At 70.2% G+C, this 20,050-nt stretch carries 18 protein-coding genes and 1 pseudogene; 18 read left to right on the plus strand and 1 reads right to left on the minus strand.

The features are described from left to right. Positions 1–44: 44 nt before the first annotated feature. The 6 genes and pseudogenes from arc to prcA all read left to right on the plus strand — a co-directional run bounded on the left by arc (position 45) and on the right by prcA (position 5,918). Entirely contained in the window at positions 45–1,811 is a 1,767-nt protein-coding gene (arc, locus tag ACGFR9_RS15650) for a proteasome ATPase (RefSeq protein WP_030225377.1), read from the plus strand. Between the two features lie 231 nt (positions 1,812–2,042). Continuing rightward, the gene (dop, locus tag ACGFR9_RS15655; protein ID WP_393207932.1) at positions 2,043–3,554 is read left to right on the plus strand and encodes a depupylase/deamidase Dop; all 1,512 of its coding nucleotides are present in this window, start codon (positions 2,043–2,045) and stop codon (positions 3,552–3,554) included. A gap of 178 nt (positions 3,555–3,732) precedes the next feature. Next, on the plus strand, positions 3,733–3,951 hold the full coding sequence (locus ACGFR9_RS15660; RefSeq protein WP_030225373.1) for a ubiquitin-like protein Pup: 219 nt from the start codon (positions 3,733–3,735) through the stop codon (positions 3,949–3,951). 131 nt (positions 3,952–4,082) lie between these two features. Continuing rightward, positions 4,083–4,277 (plus strand): annotated as a pseudogene (locus ACGFR9_RS15665) (endonuclease domain-containing protein); the annotation flags it as partial. Further along, positions 4,229–5,074: a proteasome subunit beta gene (gene prcB / locus ACGFR9_RS15670; RefSeq protein WP_393207935.1), complete on the plus strand. Its 846-nt coding sequence runs from the start codon at positions 4,229–4,231 to the stop codon at positions 5,072–5,074. The pseudogene ACGFR9_RS15665 and the gene prcB, both read left to right, overlap by 49 nt. A gap of 67 nt (positions 5,075–5,141) precedes the next feature. Then, complete coding sequence (prcA, locus tag ACGFR9_RS15675; protein ID WP_393207938.1) at positions 5,142–5,918, plus strand: proteasome subunit alpha; 777 nt, start codon at positions 5,142–5,144, stop codon at positions 5,916–5,918. A 412-nt stretch (positions 5,919–6,330) separates the two neighbouring features. Here prcA and ACGFR9_RS15680 read toward each other — a convergent pair whose 3' ends face one another. Beyond that, complete coding sequence (locus ACGFR9_RS15680; protein ID WP_393207941.1) at positions 6,331–7,344, minus strand: LacI family DNA-binding transcriptional regulator; 1,014 nt, start codon at positions 7,342–7,344, stop codon at positions 6,331–6,333. Positions 7,345–7,438: 94 nt separating this feature from the next. Between ACGFR9_RS15680 and ACGFR9_RS15685 the strand changes: the two genes are divergently transcribed. The 12 genes from ACGFR9_RS15685 (at position 7,439) to ACGFR9_RS15740 (ending at position 19,997) form a co-directional block, all read left to right on the plus strand. Further along, a complete protein-coding gene (locus tag ACGFR9_RS15685) occupies positions 7,439–8,698 on the plus strand; it encodes an MFS transporter (RefSeq protein ID WP_393207944.1) in 1,260 nt (419 codons plus the stop codon). 9 nt (positions 8,699–8,707) lie between these two features. Further along, positions 8,708–10,069, plus strand: coding sequence for a Pup--protein ligase (gene pafA / locus ACGFR9_RS15690; protein WP_030225367.1), 1,362 nt, complete (start codon positions 8,708–8,710; stop codon positions 10,067–10,069). Positions 10,070–10,207: 138 nt separating this feature from the next. Next, a complete protein-coding gene (locus ACGFR9_RS15695) occupies positions 10,208–11,209 on the plus strand; it encodes an FKBP-type peptidyl-prolyl cis-trans isomerase (RefSeq protein WP_393207947.1) in 1,002 nt (333 codons plus the stop codon). 61 nt (positions 11,210–11,270) lie between these two features. Next, entirely contained in the window at positions 11,271–11,642 is a 372-nt protein-coding gene (locus ACGFR9_RS15700; protein WP_311710743.1) for an FKBP-type peptidyl-prolyl cis-trans isomerase, read from the plus strand. A gap of 123 nt (positions 11,643–11,765) precedes the next feature. After that, complete coding sequence (locus tag ACGFR9_RS15705) at positions 11,766–12,743, plus strand: helix-turn-helix transcriptional regulator (protein WP_393207950.1); 978 nt, start codon at positions 11,766–11,768, stop codon at positions 12,741–12,743. An 18-nt stretch (positions 12,744–12,761) separates the two neighbouring features. Next, entirely contained in the window at positions 12,762–13,757 is a 996-nt protein-coding gene (locus ACGFR9_RS15710) for a WYL domain-containing protein (protein WP_311645702.1), read from the plus strand. Positions 13,758–13,810: 53 nt separating this feature from the next. Next, positions 13,811–14,104, plus strand: a complete 294-nt coding sequence (locus ACGFR9_RS15715) for a hypothetical protein (protein ID WP_030225358.1) — start codon at positions 13,811–13,813, stop codon at positions 14,102–14,104. 9 nt (positions 14,105–14,113) lie between these two features. Continuing rightward, positions 14,114–14,308, plus strand: a complete 195-nt coding sequence (locus ACGFR9_RS15720) for a hypothetical protein (protein WP_393207954.1) — start codon at positions 14,114–14,116, stop codon at positions 14,306–14,308. Positions 14,309–14,938: 630 nt separating this feature from the next. Then, on the plus strand, positions 14,939–15,223 hold the full coding sequence (gene tatA, locus ACGFR9_RS15725) for a Sec-independent protein translocase subunit TatA (RefSeq protein ID WP_311645698.1): 285 nt from the start codon (positions 14,939–14,941) through the stop codon (positions 15,221–15,223). A 47-nt stretch (positions 15,224–15,270) separates the two neighbouring features. Then, complete coding sequence (gene tatC, locus ACGFR9_RS15730) at positions 15,271–16,209, plus strand: twin-arginine translocase subunit TatC (RefSeq protein ID WP_393207958.1); 939 nt, start codon at positions 15,271–15,273, stop codon at positions 16,207–16,209. 31 nt (positions 16,210–16,240) lie between these two features. Further along, positions 16,241–17,131, plus strand: a complete 891-nt coding sequence (locus ACGFR9_RS15735; protein ID WP_393207961.1) for a diacylglycerol kinase — start codon at positions 16,241–16,243, stop codon at positions 17,129–17,131. A 7-nt stretch (positions 17,132–17,138) separates the two neighbouring features. Next, positions 17,139–19,997, plus strand: a complete 2,859-nt coding sequence (locus tag ACGFR9_RS15740; RefSeq protein WP_393207963.1) for a DEAD/DEAH box helicase — start codon at positions 17,139–17,141, stop codon at positions 19,995–19,997. Positions 19,998–20,050: the final 53 nt, after the last annotated feature.

Raw genomic sequence — 20,050 nt, forward strand, 5'->3', positions numbered from 1 at the left:
TAGGGTCTGGAAGCGTCCAGCTCCCCTTGGAGGAGGTGAGGACCGTGGCAGCCCACGACGACGACATGAACCGCGGCATCCGCCCAGGACGCGGGTCCGACGACCCGGCCGGGCAGATTGCCTACCTTGAGCAGGAGATCGCCGTCCTGCGACGCAAGCTCGCCGACTCTCCGCGACACACGAGGATTCTCGAAGAGCGGATCGTCGAGCTGCAGACCAACCTGGCCGGCGTGTCCGCCCAGAATGAACGACTCGCGGGCACACTCCGTGAGGCCCGCGACCAGATCGTGGCACTCAAGGAGGAGGTCGACCGGCTCGCACAGCCACCGGCAGGCTTCGGAGTCTTCCTCACGGCGAACGAGGACGGCACGGCCGACATCTTCACCGGCGGCCGCAAACTGCGGGTGAACGTCAGCCCCGGCGTCGAGCTCGACGAGCTCCGGCGCGGCCAGGAAGTCATGCTCAACGAAGCGCTCAACGTGGTCGAGGCCATGGCCTTCGAGCGCGTCGGCGACATCGTGACCCTCAAGGAGATCCTCGAGGACGGCGAGCGGGCCCTCGTGCTCGGGCACACCGACGAGGAGCGGGTGGTGCGGCTTGCCGAGCCGCTGCTGGACGTCACCATCCGCCCCGGTGACGCCCTGCTCATGGAGCCCCGCTCGGGCTACGTCTACGAGGTCGTCCCCAAGAGCGAGGTCGAGGAACTCGTCCTCGAGGAAGTCCCCGACATCGGCTACGAGCAGATCGGCGGCCTCGGCGGCCAGATCGAGGCCATCCGCGACGCGGTCGAGCTGCCGTACCTCTACCCGGACCTGTTCAAGGAGCACGAACTGCGGCCGCCCAAGGGCGTGCTGCTCTACGGGCCTCCCGGATGCGGAAAGACGCTCATCGCCAAGGCCGTCGCGAACTCGCTGGCCAAGAAGGTCGCCGAGGTCACCGGCGTGGCCGCCGGCAAGAGCTTCTTCCTCAACATCAAGGGCCCCGAGCTGCTGAACAAGTACGTCGGCGAGACCGAGCGGCAGATCCGCCTGGTCTTCCAGCGGGCCCGGGAGAAGGCCAGCGAGGGCACCCCCGTCATCGTCTTCTTCGACGAGATGGAGTCCCTCTTCCGCACCCGCGGCTCCGGCGTCAGCTCGGACGTGGAGAACACCATCGTCCCCCAGCTGCTCGCCGAGATCGACGGTGTGGAGGGCCTGCAGAACGTGGTCGTGATCGGCGCCTCGAACCGTGAGGACATGATCGACCCCGCCATCCTGCGCCCCGGCCGGCTCGACGTGAAGATCAAGATCGAGCGTCCCGACGCCGAGGCCGCCCAGGACATCTTCGGCAAGTACCTCACCGAACGCCTCCCGCTGCACGGCGACGACCTCACCGAGCACGGCAGCGACCGGTCCATGACGGTCCAGAGCATGATCAGGACCGCCGTGGAACAGATGTACGCAGAATCCGAGGAAAACCGCTTCCTGGAAGTCACCTACGCCAATGGCGACAAGGAAGTCCTCTACTTCAAGGACTTCAATTCCGGCGCCATGATCGAGAACATCGTGGGCCGCGCCAAGAAGATGGCGATCAAGGACTTCCTGGAAAAGAACCAGAAGGGTCTCCGCGTCTCCCACCTGCTCCAGGCCTGCGTGGACGAGTTCAAGGAGAACGAGGACCTGCCCAACACCACCAACCCGGACGACTGGGCCCGCATCTCCGGAAAGAAGGGCGAACGGATCGTTTACATCCGTACGCTCATCACCGGAAAGCAGGGCGCGGACACCGGACGCTCCATCGACACGGTGGCGAACACCGGTCAGTACCTGTAAAAGCCAGGGCGGCTGCGGGTGCCCCCGACGGGTACCCGCAGCCGATTGCTTTTAGGGCCACCGTTGGAGCACAGCAATGACGCAAATGATCTCCCCACCAGCGCAAAGGCGTTCTAGGCTCTTCCGTATCGCCGAGTCGCGCAGTGCGGGGACGGGCACCGCACACGCACCGGAGCGCCGGCGGTACAGCAGCGTCCCCGACCGGGGACGCCGCCGGGCAAGGAGGGCCGCATGACCGTACGGCGAGTAATGGGCATCGAGACGGAGTACGGCATCTCCGTCCCCGGCCATCCCAACGCCAATGCCATGCTCACCTCGTCCCAGATCGTGAACGCCTACGCGGCGGCGATGCACCGGGCCCGCCGGGCCCGCTGGGACTTCGAGGAGGAGAATCCGCTGCGGGACGCGCGAGGCTTCGACCTCGCCCGTGACGCCGCCGACTCCAGCCAGCTCACCGACGAGGACATCGGCCTGGCCAACGTGATCCTCACCAACGGCGCACGGCTCTACGTGGACCACGCCCATCCGGAGTACAGCGCCCCCGAGGTCACCAACCCGCGCGACGCCGTCCTGTGGGACAAGGCCGGTGAGCGGATCATGGCCGAGGCGGCGGAACGGGCCGCCCAGCTCCCCGGCGCCCAGCCGATCCACCTGTACAAGAACAACACCGACAACAAGGGCGCGTCCTACGGCACGCACGAGAACTACCTGATGAAGCGGGAGACGCCCTTCTCGGACATCGTGCGCCACCTGACGCCGTTCTTCGTCTCCCGGCAGGTCTTCACCGGCGCCGGCCGCGTGGGTATCGGCCAGGACGGCCATGAGCACGGCTTCCAGCTCAGCCAGCGGGCGGACTACTTCGAGGTCGAGGTGGGCCTGGAGACGACCCTCAAGCGGCCCATCATCAACACGCGCGACGAACCGCACGCGGACGCCGAGAAGTACCGGCGGCTGCATGTGATCATCGGCGACGCGAATCTGTCCGAGATCTCGACGTATCTGAAGCTGGGCACGACCGCGCTGGTGCTGTCCATGATCGAGGACGGGTTCATCGCGGTGGACCTGGCCGTCGACCAGCCGGTGCGCACGCTGCACCAGGTCTCGCACGATCCCACGCTGAAGCGGCTCGTCACGCTGCGCAGCGGGCGGACGCTGACCGCCGTACAGCTCCAGATGGAGTACTACGAGCTGGCCCGCAAGTACGTGGAGGAGCGCTTCGGGGCCGACGCCGACGAGCAGACCAGGGACGTCCTCGGACGCTGGGAGGACACGCTCACGCGGCTGGAGAACGATCCGATGAGTCTGGCCGGTGAGCTGGACTGGGTCGCCAAGCGGGAGCTCATGGAGGGCTACCGGCGCAGGGACGGTCTGGACTGGGACGCCGCCCGGCTGCACCTCGTGGACCTGCAGTACGCCGACGTACGCCCGGAGAAGGGGCTGTACAACCGTCTGGTGGCCCGCGGGCGGATGAAGCGGCTGCTGGACGAGGACGACGTCGAGCGGGCGCGCACGGCGCCTCCGGAGGACACCCGCGCGTACTTCCGCGGGCGCTGTCTCGAGCAGTACGCGGACGACGTCGCGGCGGCCTCCTGGGACTCGGTGATCTTCGATCTGCCGGGCCGGGACTCGCTGCAGCGGGTCCCAACCCTGGAACCGCTTCGCGGAACGCGTAATCACGTCAAGGAGCTCCTGGACCGGTGCCGTACGGCGGAAGACCTGGTCAGGGTGTTGTCGGGGAACTGAGCGGGTACCGGGGGTACCCGGGAAGGGCCGGCCGGACAGGGTGGAAAGCACCGGGTCCGGGAATCATCGAGGTGGTCCCCGTACGTTGGAGCAACTGCGGGGGCGTTGTCGGACCCGGCGAGTAGGGTCTGATCTTGACCGAGCAAGTGTGTCGGGCGAACCGAGCGGGGTGAGGGTGATGGCGACCAAGGACACCGGCGGCGGACAGCAGAAGGCCACCCGGTCGACCGAGGAGGTCGAGGAGCAGGCGGCGGAGACGCAGGCCTCGGAGGACCTCAAGGAGCGGCAGGAGAAGCTGAACGAGGACGTCGACGACGTTCTGGACGAAATCGACGACGTACTCGAGGCTAACGCCGAGGATTTCGTTCGCTCATTCGTTCAAAAGGGCGGCCAGTAACCTTCGGACCGAAGGTTGCGGCGGCGTCCGGGGTGAGAGTCGAAGACGGCGTGGAGCGCTGTCCGTGGTGCGGGATCGGCCGGCCGCGGGCAGCGTTCGCGCTCCCGGGGGCGGGCCGCGAGAGCCGCCCGAAAGCCTTCGCCGTACATGTGGATCATTGCCGCAGGGCGGGTAGGGTCCGTGGCGTACTGTGCTTCAACTGCAATTCGGCCATCGGCAAGTTGGGAGACGATCCCGACGCTGTTCGTCGGGCAGCCGCCTACCTGGAAGGAACTTCGTGGAAGCGAACACTCGTAGCACCGGGCGTCTGCCGGCTGCCTTCCTGACGCCGGGGTCCTCCTCCTTCATGGACTTCCTCTCCGAGCAGCAGCCGGAACTGCTGCCGGGCAAGAGGTCGTTGCCGCCCGTGAAGGGTGTGATCGAGGCGCCGCACGGCACGACGATCGTCGGTGTGACGTTCCCCGGCGGGGTGGTTCTCGCCGGTGACCGGCGGGCCACCATGGGGAACGTCATCGCGCAGCGGGACATCGAGAAGGTGTTCCCGGCCGACGAGTACTCGGCGGTGGGGATCGCCGGTACGGCCGGTCTCGCCGTGGAGATGGTGAAGCTGTTCCAGCTGGAGCTGGAGCACTTCGAGAAGGTCGAGGGCGCGCAGCTGTCGCTGGAGGGCAAGGCGAACCGGCTGTCGACGATGATCCGCTCGAACCTGGGCATGGCGATGCAGGGGCTGGCCGTGGTGCCCCTGTTCGCCGGGTACGACGTGGACCGGGAGAAGGGACGGATCTTCTCCTACGACGTCACGGGCGGGCGTTCCGAGGAGCACGGGTACGCCGCGACCGGGTCCGGCTCGATCTTCGCGCGCGGTGCGATGAAGAAGCTGTTCCGGGACGATCTGAGTGAGGCCGAGGCCACCACACTGGTGGTGCAGGCGCTGTACGACGCGGCAGACGACGACTCGGCGACCGGTGGTCCCGATGTCGCCCGCCGGATCTATCCGATCGTCACCGTGATCACCGATGACGGCTTCCGCCGGCTCACCGAGGACGAGTCGTCCGACATCGCCCGGTCGGTGCTGGAGCGGCGGCTGGAGCAGCCGGACGGGCCGCGGGCCTCGCTGCTGTAGGCGGCGCGGGCGGGTTGTTCGGTTGATTGGTGGTCCAGTGACTTCGACAGAAAGGGACGGATAACCGGTGTCGACGCCGTTCTATGTCTCACCCCAGCAGGCGATGGCGGACCGGGCGGAGTACGCCCGTAAAGGCATCGCCCGTGGTCGCAGCCTTGTGGTGCTGCAGTACGCCGACGGGATCGTGTTCGTCGGTGAGAACCCGTCCCGCGCGCTGCACAAGTTCAGCGAGATCTATGACCGGATCGGGTTCGCCGCGGCCGGTAAGTACAACGAGTACGAGAACCTGCGGATCGGCGGCGTGCGGTACGCCGATCTGCGGGGTTACACCTACGACCGGGACGATGTGACCGCCCGGGGCCTGGCGAACGTGTACGCGCAGACCCTGGGGACGATCTTCTCGAGCGTGGGGGAGAAGCCGTACGAGGTGGAGCTGGTGGTGGCCGAGGTCGGGGAGACCCCGGAGTTCGACCAGATCTACCGGCTGCCGCACGACGGGTCCATCGTGGACGAGCACGGCTCGGTGGCGGTGGGCGGCAACGCGGAGCAGATCAGCGGGTACCTGGACCAGCGGCACCGGGACGGGATGACGCTGGCCCAGGCGCTGAGGCTGGCGGTGCAGGCGCTGTCGCGTGACACCAACGGGAGCGAGCGGGAGATTCCCGCGGAGCGGCTGGAGGTGGCGGTGCTGGACCGCACACGCCCGCAGAAGCGGAAGTTCCGGCGGATCAGCGGGGGGCCGCTGTCGCGGCTCCTGGAGGCCGGGGGCGCGGAGACGGTGTCCCCGACGGACGCGGACGCGGACGCGGACCCGGAGACGGACTCCGGCGGAGACGTCGAGTGACGGGTCCCGCCTGACGCCTGCGGCGCAGCTGCCGGTTGGGTGGGGGCTGGTGCAGCGCCTACGGGTGGTGGGTGGTGCGGTGCCGGGGCGGCGGTGTCCGTCCTCGGACTGGCGCGACTGTGCTGGTTGGTATCGGTGCGGGCGTGGACGCGCCAGCCACTGCGGGCGGCCACCCCCGCCCCGCCCACTGCCGCACACCCCGCCCAGCCGCGGGCAGTCGTGCCGCTGGGGCGGCACGGGTGGGCGCGACGGCACCCCGCAGGCGCCGGGCTGCGCGACACCCCCGCCCCGCCGCCATACCGGGCCACGGCCCGATCCCGTCGCACGGGTGGGCGCGACGGCACCCCGTTGGCGCCGGGCTGCGTGATCCGCCCCGCCCAGCAGGTGCGGCAACTGGGGCCCGGCGTGGGGGTCAAGGCAGCGGTGGGCCCGTGGAGGCGCGGAGGACCAGTTCGACCGGGATGTCGCCGGAGGCGGGCGCGCGGCCCTCCAGGACCGCCAGCAGCGCCTCCATCCCCCGCTCACCGAACAGCTCCGCGTCCAGCCGCACCGTCGTCAGCTCCGGATCGATCGCGCTCGCGAGAGCCAGATCGTCCAGCCCCGTGACGGACAGATCCTCCGGCACACGCAACCCCAGCCGCCGCGCCGCCTTGTACGTGCCGGCCGCCAGATGGTCGTCGTCGCACACCACGGCCGTGGGCCGGTCCGCGGCGACGGACAGCGCCGCCTCCGCCGCCGCCTCCGCCCCCTTGATCGAGAGAGGCGCCCGCGCCGTGCGCAACGACGCACCCGGCACATCCTCCAGCCGCGCCGCCAGCTCCCGCGCGCGCACCTCGAAGGTCCAGGACGCCACATCGGCCGCCAGATGCAGGAACCTGCGGTGCCCCAGGGCCAGCAGGTGATCCGTGACCTGGCGGACGCCGTCGGCGATGTCGAGATTGACCGTGGCCGCGCCCACACTGCCCGTGGGATCGCTGTCCAGCATCACCAGCGGCAGCGCCTCGCCGCGGATCGCGGTGAGCGCCTCCGCGGCCATGGAGGAGGCGATCACGCCGTCCAGGGCCGCCTGGGCGGACGCGAAGGGGTCGCGGGCGGGACCGATGCCCTCGGGGGAGGGATAGAGCACCACGCCGAAGCCGTGCCGGGAGGCCACCCGGGCCGCACCCGTGTAGACACCCGCGAAGAACTCCGTGGTGAGCGCCGGGACGACCAGCAGGACCGTACGGGTGCGGCCCAGGCGGAGATTGCGGGCGGCCAGATTGGGCCGGTAGCCCAGTGTGCGCGCGGCCTCGCGGACACGCTCCGCCGTGGCCTCGGAGACCCGGCCGCGCCATTTGTCGCCGAGGACCAGGGAGACCGCGGCCTGGGAGACACCGGCGGCCTGGGCGACGTCCCGGCTCGTGGGGCGGGTGCCGGCTCGGGGCATCGTCGTGCCGCTCCTTCGTCTGGACTGGTGAACAGCCGACATGGTACGTATGGAGAACGAAGTTATACGTAAAACCTACAGAGGAGAGGCCCGCATGGCCACGGGGTACCTGGAGATCCTCCGGGCGCGGCACGCCACCCGGCTGCTCGTGGGCACGCTCGTGGGACGGCTGCCCAACGCGACCGCCGCCATCGCGATCGTGCTGTTCGTGCGCGCGGAGGGCGGCACGTACAGCCTGGCCGGCGCGCTGGCGGCGGTGTACGGCGTCGCCAACGCCGTGGGGCAGCCGGTGCTGGGGCGGCTGGTGGATCTGCGCGGGCAGCCGCGGGTGCAACTGCCCGCCGCCGTGCTGTCGGCGCTGGCGATGGCCGTGTTCGCCTTCACGGGCACCGGCTCACCGGTGGTGGCGTACGGCGCGGTGGCCGCGGCGGGGCTCTTCTCGCCGCCCCTGGAGGGCGGTCTGCGGGCCCTGTGGTCCTCCGTGCTGCCCAAGGAGGACCACGTCCACCGGGCGTACGCCATGGACGCCGTCGCCCAGGAGGTGATGTTCACCGCCGGGCCGCTCCTGGTGACGGTGTGCGCCTCCTTGTGGTCCGCGCAGGCCGCACTGCTCGTACTGAACGTCATCGGGGTGCTGGGCGCGCTCTCCGTCGTCGTGTCGCCGCCCTCGCGCGCGTGGCGGTCCGCGCCGCGCGAGGCGCACTGGCTGGGCGCGCTGCGCTCCCCGGGGCTGCTCGCGCTGCTGGGAGCCTTCCTGGCCGTCGGCATGGCGCTGGGCTCCATCACCGTCGCGGCCCTGACGTACGCGGACGAGCACGGCGGCGACCGGGTGTACGGCTGGCTGATGGCGGGGATCGGGCTGGGCGCCCTGATCGGCGGCATGGCGTACGGGGCGCGGCAGTGGGCCGGTGAACCCGCGCGGCGACTGCGGGTGCTCGTGGCACTTCTGGCGGTGTGTTACCTGCCGCTGATGCTGATGCCCGGCCCGGTGGCCATGACGCTGCTCACCGTGGTCGCGGGACTCTTCCTGGCGCCGGCCATCGCCTGTGCCTTCGTGCTCGTGGACCGGCACGCCCCGCGCGGGACCGTCACGGAGGCGTTCTCCTGGCTGGTGACGACCTTCACCGTCGGCGCGTCGGTCGGCACGGGCCTGACCGGTCCGGTCGTCGAGGCGGGCGGGGCGCTGTGGGGCTTCGCGGTGCCGGGCGTCGCGGGCGGCGTGTCGCTGCTGGTTTTGATCGCCACCGGACGGGTATTGGCAGTTCCCGCCGGGCGAGCGGTTGTTGCGGCCGGTTCGGAAAATGATCCAAATCGTGCTGTCGAACCTCGTTTCAGGTCGGGTGATCGGGCGTAATGTTCCCTCATGGACCGCCGCATTTTCGGGCTGGAGAACGAGTACGGCGTCACGTGCACGTTCAGGGGACAGCGCCGCCTGTCGCCTGACGAGGTGGCGCGGTACCTCTTCCGCCGTGTCGTGTCATGGGGCCGCAGCAGCAATGTCTTTCTGCGGAACGGCGCCCGCCTCTATCTCGACGTGGGATCACATCCGGAATACGCAACGCCGGAATGTGACAACGTGACCGAACTGGTCACCCACGACAAGGCCGGCGAGCGCATTCTCGAAGGACTCCTGGTGGACGCCGAACGACGCCTGCACGAGGAGGGAATCGCGGGCGACGTCTACCTCTTCAAGAACAACACCGACTCCGCGGGCAACTCGTACGGATGCCACGAGAATTATCTGGTGGCCCGGCACGGGGAGTTCTCGCGGCTCGCGGACATCCTCATCCCGTTCCTGGTGACAAGACAGCTCCTCTGCGGCGCCGGCAAGGTGCTGCAGACGCCGCGCGGCGCCGTGTACTGCGTGAGCCAGCGGGCCGAGCACATCTGGGAGGGCGTCTCCTCGGCGACGACCCGCTCGCGGCCCATCATCAACACGCGCGACGAACCGCACGCGGACGCCGAGCGCTACCGGCGGCTGCACGTCATCGTGGGCGACTCCAACATGTCCGAGACGACCATGCTGCTCAAGGTCGGCGCCACCGACCTGGTGCTGCGCATGATCGAGGCGGGCACCGTGATGCGCGACCTCACGCTGGAGAACCCGATCCGGGCGATCCGCGAGGTCAGCCACGACATCACGGGACGGCGCAAGGTGCGCCTGGCCAGCGGCCGGGAGGCGTCCGCCCTGGACGTGCAGCGCGAGTACTACGAGAAGGCGGTGGACTTCTGCGAGCGCCGCGGCATCCGCACGGGCACCGTCGAGCAGGTGCTGGAGCTGTGGGGCCGGACGCTGGACGCGATCGAGGCCGAGGACCTCGACCGTATCGGTACCGAGATCGACTGGGTCATGAAGTACAAGCTCCTCGAGCGGTACCGGGCCAAGCACAACATGACCATGTCGCACCCGAGGGTCGCGCAGATAGACCTCGCCTACCACGACATCCACCGCCGGCGGGGCCTGTACTACCTGCTGGAGAAAAAGGGACAAGCGGCCCGGATCTGCAATGATTTGAAGATCTTCGAGGGCAAGTCCGTTCCCCCGCAGACCACCAGGGCCCGGCTGCGCGGCGACTTCATCCGGCGGGCCCAGGAGCAGCGCCGGGACTTCACCGTCGACTGGGTGCACCTCAAGCTCAACGACCAGGCCCAGCGCACCGTGTTGTGCAAGGACCCGTTCCGCTCGGTGGACGAACGCGTGGAGAAGCTGATCGCCGGAATGTGAGAGAGACGTTCCACCGGGAGATCCCGAAATTCCCGGAACGTCACACGGGCGCCGTACGTTACACCGTGCGGCGCCCTTCTCACGCCGTAGAGTTGCGCGGACGCCATCCACAAGATCGACGATTACGAGGCCCCCACCGTGCGCCGACGCTCACTTCTCATTGCCGTTCCCGCCGGACTGGCCACGCTCGCCGCGTGCGGCGACGACAAGTCCGACTCGGGCAAGGCCAGCGACAGCGCCTCCCCCTCGGCGCCCCAGACGTCCGCGGCGCCCTCGCCGAAGATCGTCGACGGACCGCTGCCGGCGATCACGGCGGGCACGAAGTTCGGGGAGAAGCCGACGGTGGCCAAGGGCAGCGGCGACCCCTCCAAGGACCTCGCGGTCAAGACGGTCATCGCGGGCAACGGCAAGACGGTCGCGGAGAACGACTTCGTGGTGGCCCACTACCTCGGCCAGGTGTGGAGCACCGCGAAGGTCTTCGACAACTCCTACGACCGCAAGGCCCCGCTGGCCATCCAGCTCGCCCAGGGCACCATCATCGACGGCTGGCGGTACGCGCTGACCGGTAAGAAGGCCGGCAGCCGCGTCCAGATGGCCGTCCCGTCCACCTGGGGCTACGGCGAGCAGGGCAACGCGCAGGCGGGCATCAAGGGCACCGACACCCTGGTGTTCGTGGTCGACATCGAGGACTCGTACAACGCCAAGAGCTCCGCCAAGGGCACCGACGTCGCCCAGGACGACACCGCCCTGCCCAAGGTCGGCACCAACACCGACGGCAAGGCGCCCTCCATCGAGGTGCCCGACGAGGACGCCCCGAAGAAGCTGGTGTCCAGCTATGTCATCGAGGGCGACGGCGAGAAGGTCGCGGCCGACAGCAGTGTCCTGGTCCAGTACAAGGGCGTGCTGTGGGACGGCGGCAAGGAGTTCGACTCCACGTACGCCCGGGGGCAGTTGACGTCGTTCTCGCTCCAGCAGGTCGTCAAGGGCTGGGCGCAGGGACTGACCGGCAAGAAGGTCGGCAGCCGGGTCCTCATCGTCATCCCGCCGGAGCTGGGCTACGGCGACAACCCCCCGCAGGGCAGCGGCATCAAGAAGGACTCGACCCTCGTCTTCTCGGTCGACATCCTCGCGAAGCTGTGACGCCTCGAGGATGTAAGACTGTGCGTGTTCGCCTTTCCGCAGACAAGCAGGAGCGTTAGACGTGAGCAGCGACAAGCCCGAGATCGACTTCCCGGGCGGCGAGCCCCCGGCGGACCTCGAGATCAAGGACATCTGGGAGGGCGACGGCGAGGTGGCGCAGGCGGGCCAGACCGTCACCGTGCACTACGTCGGGGTCGCCTTCAGCACGGGCGAGGAGTTCGACGCCAGCTGGAACCGTGGCACCCCCTTCCGCTTCCCGCTGGGCGGCGGCCGGGTCATCAAGGGCTGGGACCAGGGCGTGCAGGGCATGAAGGTCGGCGGCCGCCGTCAGCTGACCATCCCCGCGCACCTCGCCTACGGCGACCAGAGCCCCACCCCGGCGATCAAGCCCGGTGAGACCCTGATCTTCGTGGTCGACCTGCTCGGCGTCTGATCCGACCGGAGCCGATCATCCGGGGCCCATGCCTGTCCGGGCATGGGCCTCCGGCTTTTACCGCGCCACCTCGGGGCGGTACGGTCATCGCTCGTAAGCACCATAGGGAGGCGAAGCGGGTCGATGGCCATTGCCAAGGCCGAGCGGCTGATGAATCTGGCGCTGTGTCTGCTCGGGACGCGGCGGCCGCTCAGCAAGCGTGAGCTGCGGGATTCCATCGAGGCGTACGTCGAGGCCTTCAGGCCGGGAATCGGCGCGGCGGGCTCGGACGACTCCTTCAACCGCATGTTCGAGCGCGACAAGGACGATCTGCGCGAACTCGGACTCGTCATCGAGACCGTGGAGAACGTCGACGGCGAGGTCGGCTATCTCGCCCGCCGCGACAGCAACCGGCTGCCGCCCATCACCCTCGACGCCGAGGAGGCCGCCGCGCTCGGGCTCGCCGCCAAGGTGTGGCAGCAGGCCCGGCTCGCCGGAGCGGCCAGCGGCGCCCTGCAGAAGCTGCGGGCGGCCGGACTGCCCGAGGACGTCGACCCGTACGGCGCCCATGGCGCGCTGGAGCCGCGCATCCCCGTGCACGAGGCCGCGTTCGAGCCGCTGATGCTGGCCTGTCGCGACCGTCGGCCGGTCGTCTTCGACTACCGCAAGGCCAACGCCGCGCAGCCCGGCCAGCGGCATGTCGAGCCGTGGGCGCTGGAGTGCTGGCGCGGCCACTGGTATCTGGCCGGCTGGGACCGCGACCGGGGCGCCGAGCGCGTCTTCCGGCTGTCCCGGATCACCGGGAAGGTGCGCTCGCGCAGCGGACGGTTCACCGTCCCGGTGCCGGACGTCGTCACCGTACGGGAGACCGTGGCGAGCTGGGCGGGGGAGAGCGCGGAGCGTTCGGCGCGGATCCGGCTGCGTTCCGACGCCGGTTACCCCCTGCGGGCGAAGGCCACCGCGGTGCGGGAACTCGGCGACGGCTGGGACGAGTTGGAGATTCCGTACGGGCACGGGCTGGACGCCTGGCTGGTGGAGTTCGGGCCGGACGTGGTCGTTCTGGAGCCCGCCGAGCTGCGGGCCGACGTGGTGGACCGGCTGCGTGCCGTGGCCAAGGGCTGAGGGGGAGCGGACAAGAACGTGGCAGGCAAACCGGTCAGGCCCGTGAACGCCATCGACCAGACCCGGCGGATGCTCTCCCTGGTCACCTATCTGCGGGAGCGTCCCGGCGCGCGGATCGAGGACGTGGCGCGCGCCTTCGGCATCACCGAGGACGAGCTGGTCTCCGACCTCGATGTGCTGCCCATGTGCGGCACCAGCTTCCGCGGCGGCGATCTGCTCGACATCGACACCGACGGTGAGCGCATCTGGTGGCACAACCCGGCCGCCCTCGGCGCGGAGGCGGCCGAGCCGCTGCGGCTCGCCGCCGACGAGGCCACCGCCCTGCTGGTCGCCGCCCGCGCCGTGGCCACCCTGCCCGGACTGCGCGAGAGCGACCGGCAGGCGCTGCTGCGGGCCACCGCCAAGGTGGAGACCTCGGCCGGTGAGGCGGCCGGCGCCAGCTCCCGGCTGTCGGTGACCTTCGAGTCGGAGGGCGGCGTCTTCGCGGACGTCGACCGGGCCATCGCCGAGCGCCGCAGACTGTGGATCCGCTACTACTCGCCCGCCCGTGACGAGGTCACCGAGCGGGAGATCGACCCGATCCGCCTGGTCAGCGTCGGTCATACGTACGTCGAGGCGTGGTGCCGCCGCTCCGAGGCACGCCGCACCTTCCGGCTCGACCGGGTCGCCGAGATCCGCATCCTCGACGAGCCGTCCGCGCCGCCCGAGGTCGAGCTGCGGGATCTGTCGGAAGGGCTGGTGCAGCCGGCGGCGGAGGACCCCGAGGTCGTGGTGGAGGTCGGACCGGGCGGGCGCTGGGTCGCCGAGTACTACCCGCACGACAGCGCGGATGAGCTTCCCGACGGCGGGCTGCGTATCACTCTGCGCACCCCCGAGCCGGCCTCGCTCAGACGGCTGGCCCTGCGGCTGGGCCGCGACGGCCGCATCGTCGCGCCGCAGGCGCTGGCCGACAGCGCCCGGCAGGCGGCGCGTGAGGCGCTCGCGGCGTACGACGGGGTCGAGGCGGCGGGATGACCGCCCCCGCGCAGGGTGCGGGACGGGCAGGACGACAGGCAGGAGCGAGGGCTTTGAGCGAGTCGGCGACGTCCGGTACACGGGGCATGACGGCGGCGTCCGCGTTCGCGGGGATGAGAAGCGTGGCCCCGGTGCTGTTCAGGGCGGGGTGCCCGGACTGCCGGGAGCGGTTCGAACTCGCCGCCAGTGCGTTGCGGCTCGCCATCGGGGCGAGCAGCCGTACGACCTTCTACTCCTTCACCTGCCCCGAGTGCGGGGTGGCCGTCCGCAAGCCGGCGGGGGAGCGGATCGTGGAACTGCTGACCGGTGGCGGGGTGCGTACGCTGCGGCTGCACTCGACGGTCTAGGCTCGCGTCATGTTCTGGCCGATGTTCGCTGTTGTCGTGGGGTTTCTGGGTCTGCTGGTGCTCGCGGTTCTCGCCGTCCGGGTCTTCGTGGAGGCGGAGCGGCTGGGGAGACAGGTCGCGGACTCGGCCGGCCGGATCGGCCGCGCGGCGGAGGAGCTGGAGCGGGCGGCGAGCAGTACGGCTCGGTCGGCGGAAGCGCTGTAGCCCGCCCACCCGCACCCGAAGTCCGGCCCGCGGGGCCGATGCCCACCCCCAGCCCGTCCGCTGCTCAAGCCCGCAGTCCGTCCGGCGTTTGAGGACAAGGCCCGTTCAGGGCCGATGGGGCTGGGGCGCAGCCCCGGGGACGGGAAGGGGCGGCGGGGGCGAGGAACTGGTGCGCTGCCCGCTGGAGGGGGTGCCGCCTGCGCCCACCCGTGCCGCCCCAGCGGCACGACTGCCCGCAGGCTGCGGGGCCGAGGAACTGTCTCTATGGTGCGGCTGCCCGCAGGCTGCGGGGCCGAGGAACTGTCTCTATGGTGCGGCTGCCCGCAGGCTGCGGGGCCGAGGAACTGTCTCAGTGGCACGGCTGCCCGCAGGCTGTGGAAGAAGCAGGCTCGCCGGGGGTGGGCGGGGTTCGGCCTGTCGGGTGGTGGGGCGTGGCAGGTACGCTGCTGATCGCGGCCCGGAGACGAGGCCCGGACCGCGGACGGGAGTACGCACGGGGATTGCCTCACGTTCACCCCCGAGCGTTACGATCGCTGACGACACGATCGTTCGGACGCGTGTCCGACTGGTCGGACGGTCTGGTCGGACGGCATCCCACCCCCAGCAGCCTCGGTGAGAAGGTAAAGACTTATGTTCGGTGGCAAGATCGGCGCTCCCGAGTTGATTCTCATCCTCGTCGTCGTCATTTTGTTGTTCGGCGCCAAGAAGCTCCCGGACATGGCGCGGTCGCTCGGCAAGTCGGCCCGCATCCTCAAGAGCGAGGCCAAGGCGATGAAGGACGACAAGTCCTCCGCCCCCGCCGACCCGCCGGCTCCCCCGGAGGAGCCCTCCGCGCAGCGCACCATCCAGGCCGCCCCCGGCGACGTGACCAGCGCCCGCCCGGTGGCGGAGCCGACGGACACGACCAAGCGCTGACGCAGGGCCGGTGACCACCGGCCCGCCGCACGAGATGGGAACGTGGGTTGCTGAAGCCTGCCCGCAAACAGGAGAAGGATCCCGAGGGGCGGATGCCCCTCGCGGAGCACCTTCGTGAGCTCCGCAACCGGCTCGCGAAGGCCCTGCTGGCCATCATCGCCGTGACGGTCGTCGCAGCCTTCTTCTACAACGACATCATCAACTTCTTCACCGAGCCGGTCTTCAAGTCGGTCGGGTGCGAGAAGTCCTTCGCGGAGCTCGCCCGCTCGGACAGCGAGGAGCCGTGCGCGCAGATCACGATCAACGGTCTGCTCACGCCGTTCACGCTGGCGCTGAAGGTCTCGCTGATGGCCGGTGTCGTACTGGCCGCCCCGGTCTGGCTGTATCAGCTGTGGGCCTTCGTCGCGCCGGGCCTGCACCGGCACGAGAGGAAGTACGCCTACGCGTTCGTCGCGACGGGCTTCCCGCTCTTCCTGGCCGGCGCCTACTTCGCCTACGCGGTGCTGCCGACCACCGCCGAGGTGCTCCTCACCTTCACGCCGTCCAACGTCGACAACCTGCTGCCGCTGGACGACCTGCTGGACCTCGTCACCCGCATGGTGATCGTCTTCGGCCTCTCCTTCGAGCTGCCGCTGCTGCTGGTGATGCTCAACTTCACCGGTGTCCTCACGGGCCGGCGGATGCTCGGCTGGTGGCGCGGCATGATCATGGGCATCACACTGTTCGCGGCCATCGCCACGCCGAGCACCGACCCGCTGACCATGCTCGCGCTCGCGGGGCCGATCTGGATCCTGTACTTCGCCGCGGTCGTCGTGTCCTTGCTCAACGACCGCCGCAAGCGCCGTCTCGAGGCCATGGGCCCCGCCGACGACGAGGCCTCGGACCTGGATCTCACCCCCGAGGACATCGATCCCGTCGAGCCCGTGGCCTCCGTGCCCGAGCAGACGACCCGGGACCGGGTCAACGGTTATGACGACGTGACCTGAGGAGCGTCCCGCAGATCGTAGGGTCACTCCCGTGACCAGCGAGATCACCCTCTTCGTCAACCCCACCGCGGGCCGCGGCCGGGGCGCCCGCGCGGCGCGGCCGGCCGCTGCCGCGTTGCGGGACGCCGGCTTCTCGGTGCGGACCGTGCTCGGCGACGACCCGCAGGACGCCCTGGCCCGGGCCCGTACCGCCGTCGAGGAGGGCACCGGCGCCCTGATCGCGGTCGGCGGCGACGGCATGGCGAACCTCGCGCTGCAGGCCGTCGTCGGCACCGGCACGCCGTTCGGCCTGGTCGCCGCGGGTACCGGCAACGACTTCGCCCGCGCGCTCGGCATGCCGCTGCGCGAACCCGCCGCGGCCGGCCGGATGATCGCCGACGCCCTCAAGTGCGGCCGGGTCCGCGACATCGACCTCGGCAGGGTCGGCGACCGCTGGTTCGGCGCCGTACTCGCCTCCGGCTTCGACTCCCGGGTCAACGACCGCGGCAACCGCATGCGGATGCCCCTCGGACGCTTCAAGTACGACCTGGCGATGGTCGCCGAGCTGGCCGCCTTCAAGCCGCTGCCGTACCGGATCACGATCGACGGCGGCGAGGTCCGCGAGATCGAGGCGACACTGGTGGCCGTCGGGAACGGGCCGTCGTACGGCGGCGGCATGCGGATCTGCCCCGGCGCGGACCTGACCGACGGGCTGCTGGACATCACGGTGGTCGGCGAGTGCAGCCGGGCCACACTGCTGCGGGTGTTCCCGAAGGTGTACCGGGGCACGCACACAGACCACCCGGCGATCACCGTGCTGCGGGCGGCGACCGTCGAGCTGGCCGCCGAGGAGGTCACGGGGTACGCGGACGGGGAACCGGTGGGACCGCTGCCGCTGACCGCCCGGTGCGTGCCGGGAGCGCTGCGGGTCGTCGGCCCCTGAACGGATAATGATCGTCCTGTTGTCGGTGCGGCCCGGTACGCTCGAAAGCACGATGACAGAGGACCTCTCACCGGCCGAGCGGTACGCGGCAGCACGCAGGCGCGCTGCCGAGCAGGCCACCGCGCTCGCCTCCTTCCGCGAGATGTACGACTTCGGCCTCGACCCCTTCCAGATCGAGGCCTGCCAGGCGCTCGAGTCGGGGAAGGGCGTCCTGGTCGCCGCGCCCACCGGCTCCGGCAAGACGATCGTCGGCGAGTTCGCCGTCCATCTCGCCCTCCAGCAGGGCAAGAAGTGCTTCTACACGACACCCATCAAGGCGCTGTCGAACCAGAAGTACGCCGACCTGTGCCGCCGCTACGGCGCGGAGCGGGTGGGCCTGCTCACCGGCGACAACAGCGTCAACTCCGGCGCCCCGGTGGTCGTGATGACCACCGAGGTGCTGCGGAACATGCTATACGCCGGTTCGCAGACCCTCCTCGGCCTCGGCTACGTGGTGATGGACGAGGTGCACTACCTCTCCGACCGCTTCCGCGGCGCCGTCTGGGAGGAAGTGATCATCCACCTCCCCGAGTCCGTGACCCTGGTGTCACTGTCGGCGACGGTGTCGAACGCGGAGGAGTTCGGGGACTGGCTGGACACCGTCCGCGGTGACACACAGGTGATCGTCTCCGAGCACCGGCCGGTGCCGCTGTTCCAGCACGTGCTCGCGGGCCGCCGGATATACGACCTGTTCGAGGAGGGGGAGGGCCGCAAGAAGGCCGTCAACCCGGACCTCACGCGCATGGCCCGCCTGGAGGCGAGCCGTCCGTCCTGGGGCGACCGCAAGCGCGGGCGGGGCAATGTGCGCGAGGCCGACCGGGAGCGGGAGCGCAGACAGCGCTCGCGCGTGTGGACGCCGAGCCGTCCCGAGGTCATCGAGCGGCTCGACGCCGAGGGCCTGCTGCCCGCGATCACCTTCATCTTCAGCCGCGCCGGCTGCGAGGCCGCCGTCCAGCAGTGCCTGTACGCGGGCCTCAGACTCAACGACGACGAGGCGCGGGCGCGGGTCCGCTCCCTGGTCGAGGAGCGCACGGCCTCCATCCCGGCCGAGGATCTGCACGTCCTGGGCTACTACGAGTGGCTGGAGGGCCTGGAGCGCGGCATCGCCGCCCATCACGCGGGCATGCTGCCGACGTTCAAGGAGGTCGTCGAGGAACTCTTCGTCCGCGGCCTGGTGAAGGCCGTGTTCGCGACCGAGACCCTCGCCCTGGGTATCAACATGCCCGCCCGCTCGGTGGTCCTGGAGAAGCTCGTCAAGTGGAACGGCGAGCAGCACGCCGACATCACCCCCGGCGAGTACACCCAGCTGACCGGCCGGGCCGGCCGCCGCGGCATCGACGTCGAGGGCCACGCGGTCGTGCTGTGGCAGCGCGCCATGAATCCCGACCATCTGGCGGGACTGGCCGGTACCCGCACCTATCCGCTGCGGTCCAGCTTCAAGCCGTCGTACAACATGGCGGTCAACCTGGTCGAGCAGTTCGGCCGGCACCGCTCGCGCGAGCTCCTCGAGACGTCGTTCGCGCAGTTCCAGGCGGACAAGTCGGTCGTCGGCATCTCCCGGCAGGTGCAGCGCAACGAGGAGGGCCTGGAGGGATACAAGGCCTCCATGACCTGCCATCTCGGCGACTTCGACGAGTACGCGCGGCTGCGCCGTGAACTCAAGGACCGGGAGAACGAACTGGCCCGGCAGGGCGCGGTGCAGCGGCGGGCGGAGGCCGCTGTCGCGCTGGAGAAGCTCAAACCCGGTGACGTCATCCACGTGCCCACCGGAAAGTACGCGGGGCTGGCGCTGGTCCTCGACCCCGGCCTGCCGGCGGGGCGGACCGACGGCCACCGCGGTTACGAGTACTCCGACGGTCCGCGCCCGCTGGTGCTGACCGCCGAGCGGCAGGTGAAGCGGCTGGCGTCGATCGACTTCCCGGTGCCGGTCGAGGCGCTGGAGCGGATGCGGATCCCGAAGTCCTTCAACGCGCGCTCCCCGCAGTCCCGCAGGGACCTCGCCTCCGCGCTGCGCACGAAGGCCGGGCACATCTCCCCGGACCGGCACCGCAAGAAGCGGTCCCAGGCGGCCGACGACCGGGAGATCGCGCGGCTGCGCAAGGCACTGCGGGCGCACCCGTGCCACGGTTGCCAGGACCGTGAGGACCACGCCCGCTGGGCAGAGCGCCACCACCGGCTGCTGCGCGACACCTCGCAGCTGGAGCGGCGTATCGAGGGCCGGACGAACACCATCGCCCGGACCTTCGACCGCATCGTCGCGCTGCTGACCGAGATGGACTATCTGCGCGGCGACGAGGTCACCGAACACGGCAAGCGGCTGGCGCGGCTGTACGGCGAACTCGACCTGCTGGCCAGCGAATGCCTGCGCGAGGGCGTGTGGGAGGGGCTCGCCCCCGCCGAACTGGCCGCGTGCGTCTCGGCCCTGGTGTACGAGGCCCGGGTCGCCGACGACGCGATGGCGCCCAAGCTGCCGTCGGGCGGGGCGAAGGCGGCGCTCGGCGAGATGGTCCGGATCTGGGGGCGCCTGGACGCCCTGGAGGAGGACTTCCGGATCAGCCAGACGGAGGGTGTCGGCCAGCGCGAGCCCGACCTCGGCTTCGCCTGGGCCGCCTACACGTGGGCCTCGGGCAAGGGCCTGGACGAAGTGCTGCGCGAGGCGGAGATGCCGGCCGGTGACTTCGTGCGCTGGTGCAAGCAGGTCATCGACGTGCTCGGCCAGATCTCGGCGGCGGCACCGACCGGCGACGGATCGACGGTCGCCAAGAACGCCCGCAAGGCGGTCGACGGACTGCTGCGCGGAGTGGTCGCCTACTCGTCCGTGGGCTGAACACCGCCCGGACCGAGGGGACTTCGAAGCCCGGCGCGCCAGGTGCGCGCCGG

Source organism: Streptomyces sp. NPDC048584 (assembly GCF_043199595.1).
Taxonomy (GTDB): Bacteria; Actinomycetota; Actinomycetes; order Streptomycetales; family Streptomycetaceae; genus Streptomyces; species Streptomyces edwardsiae.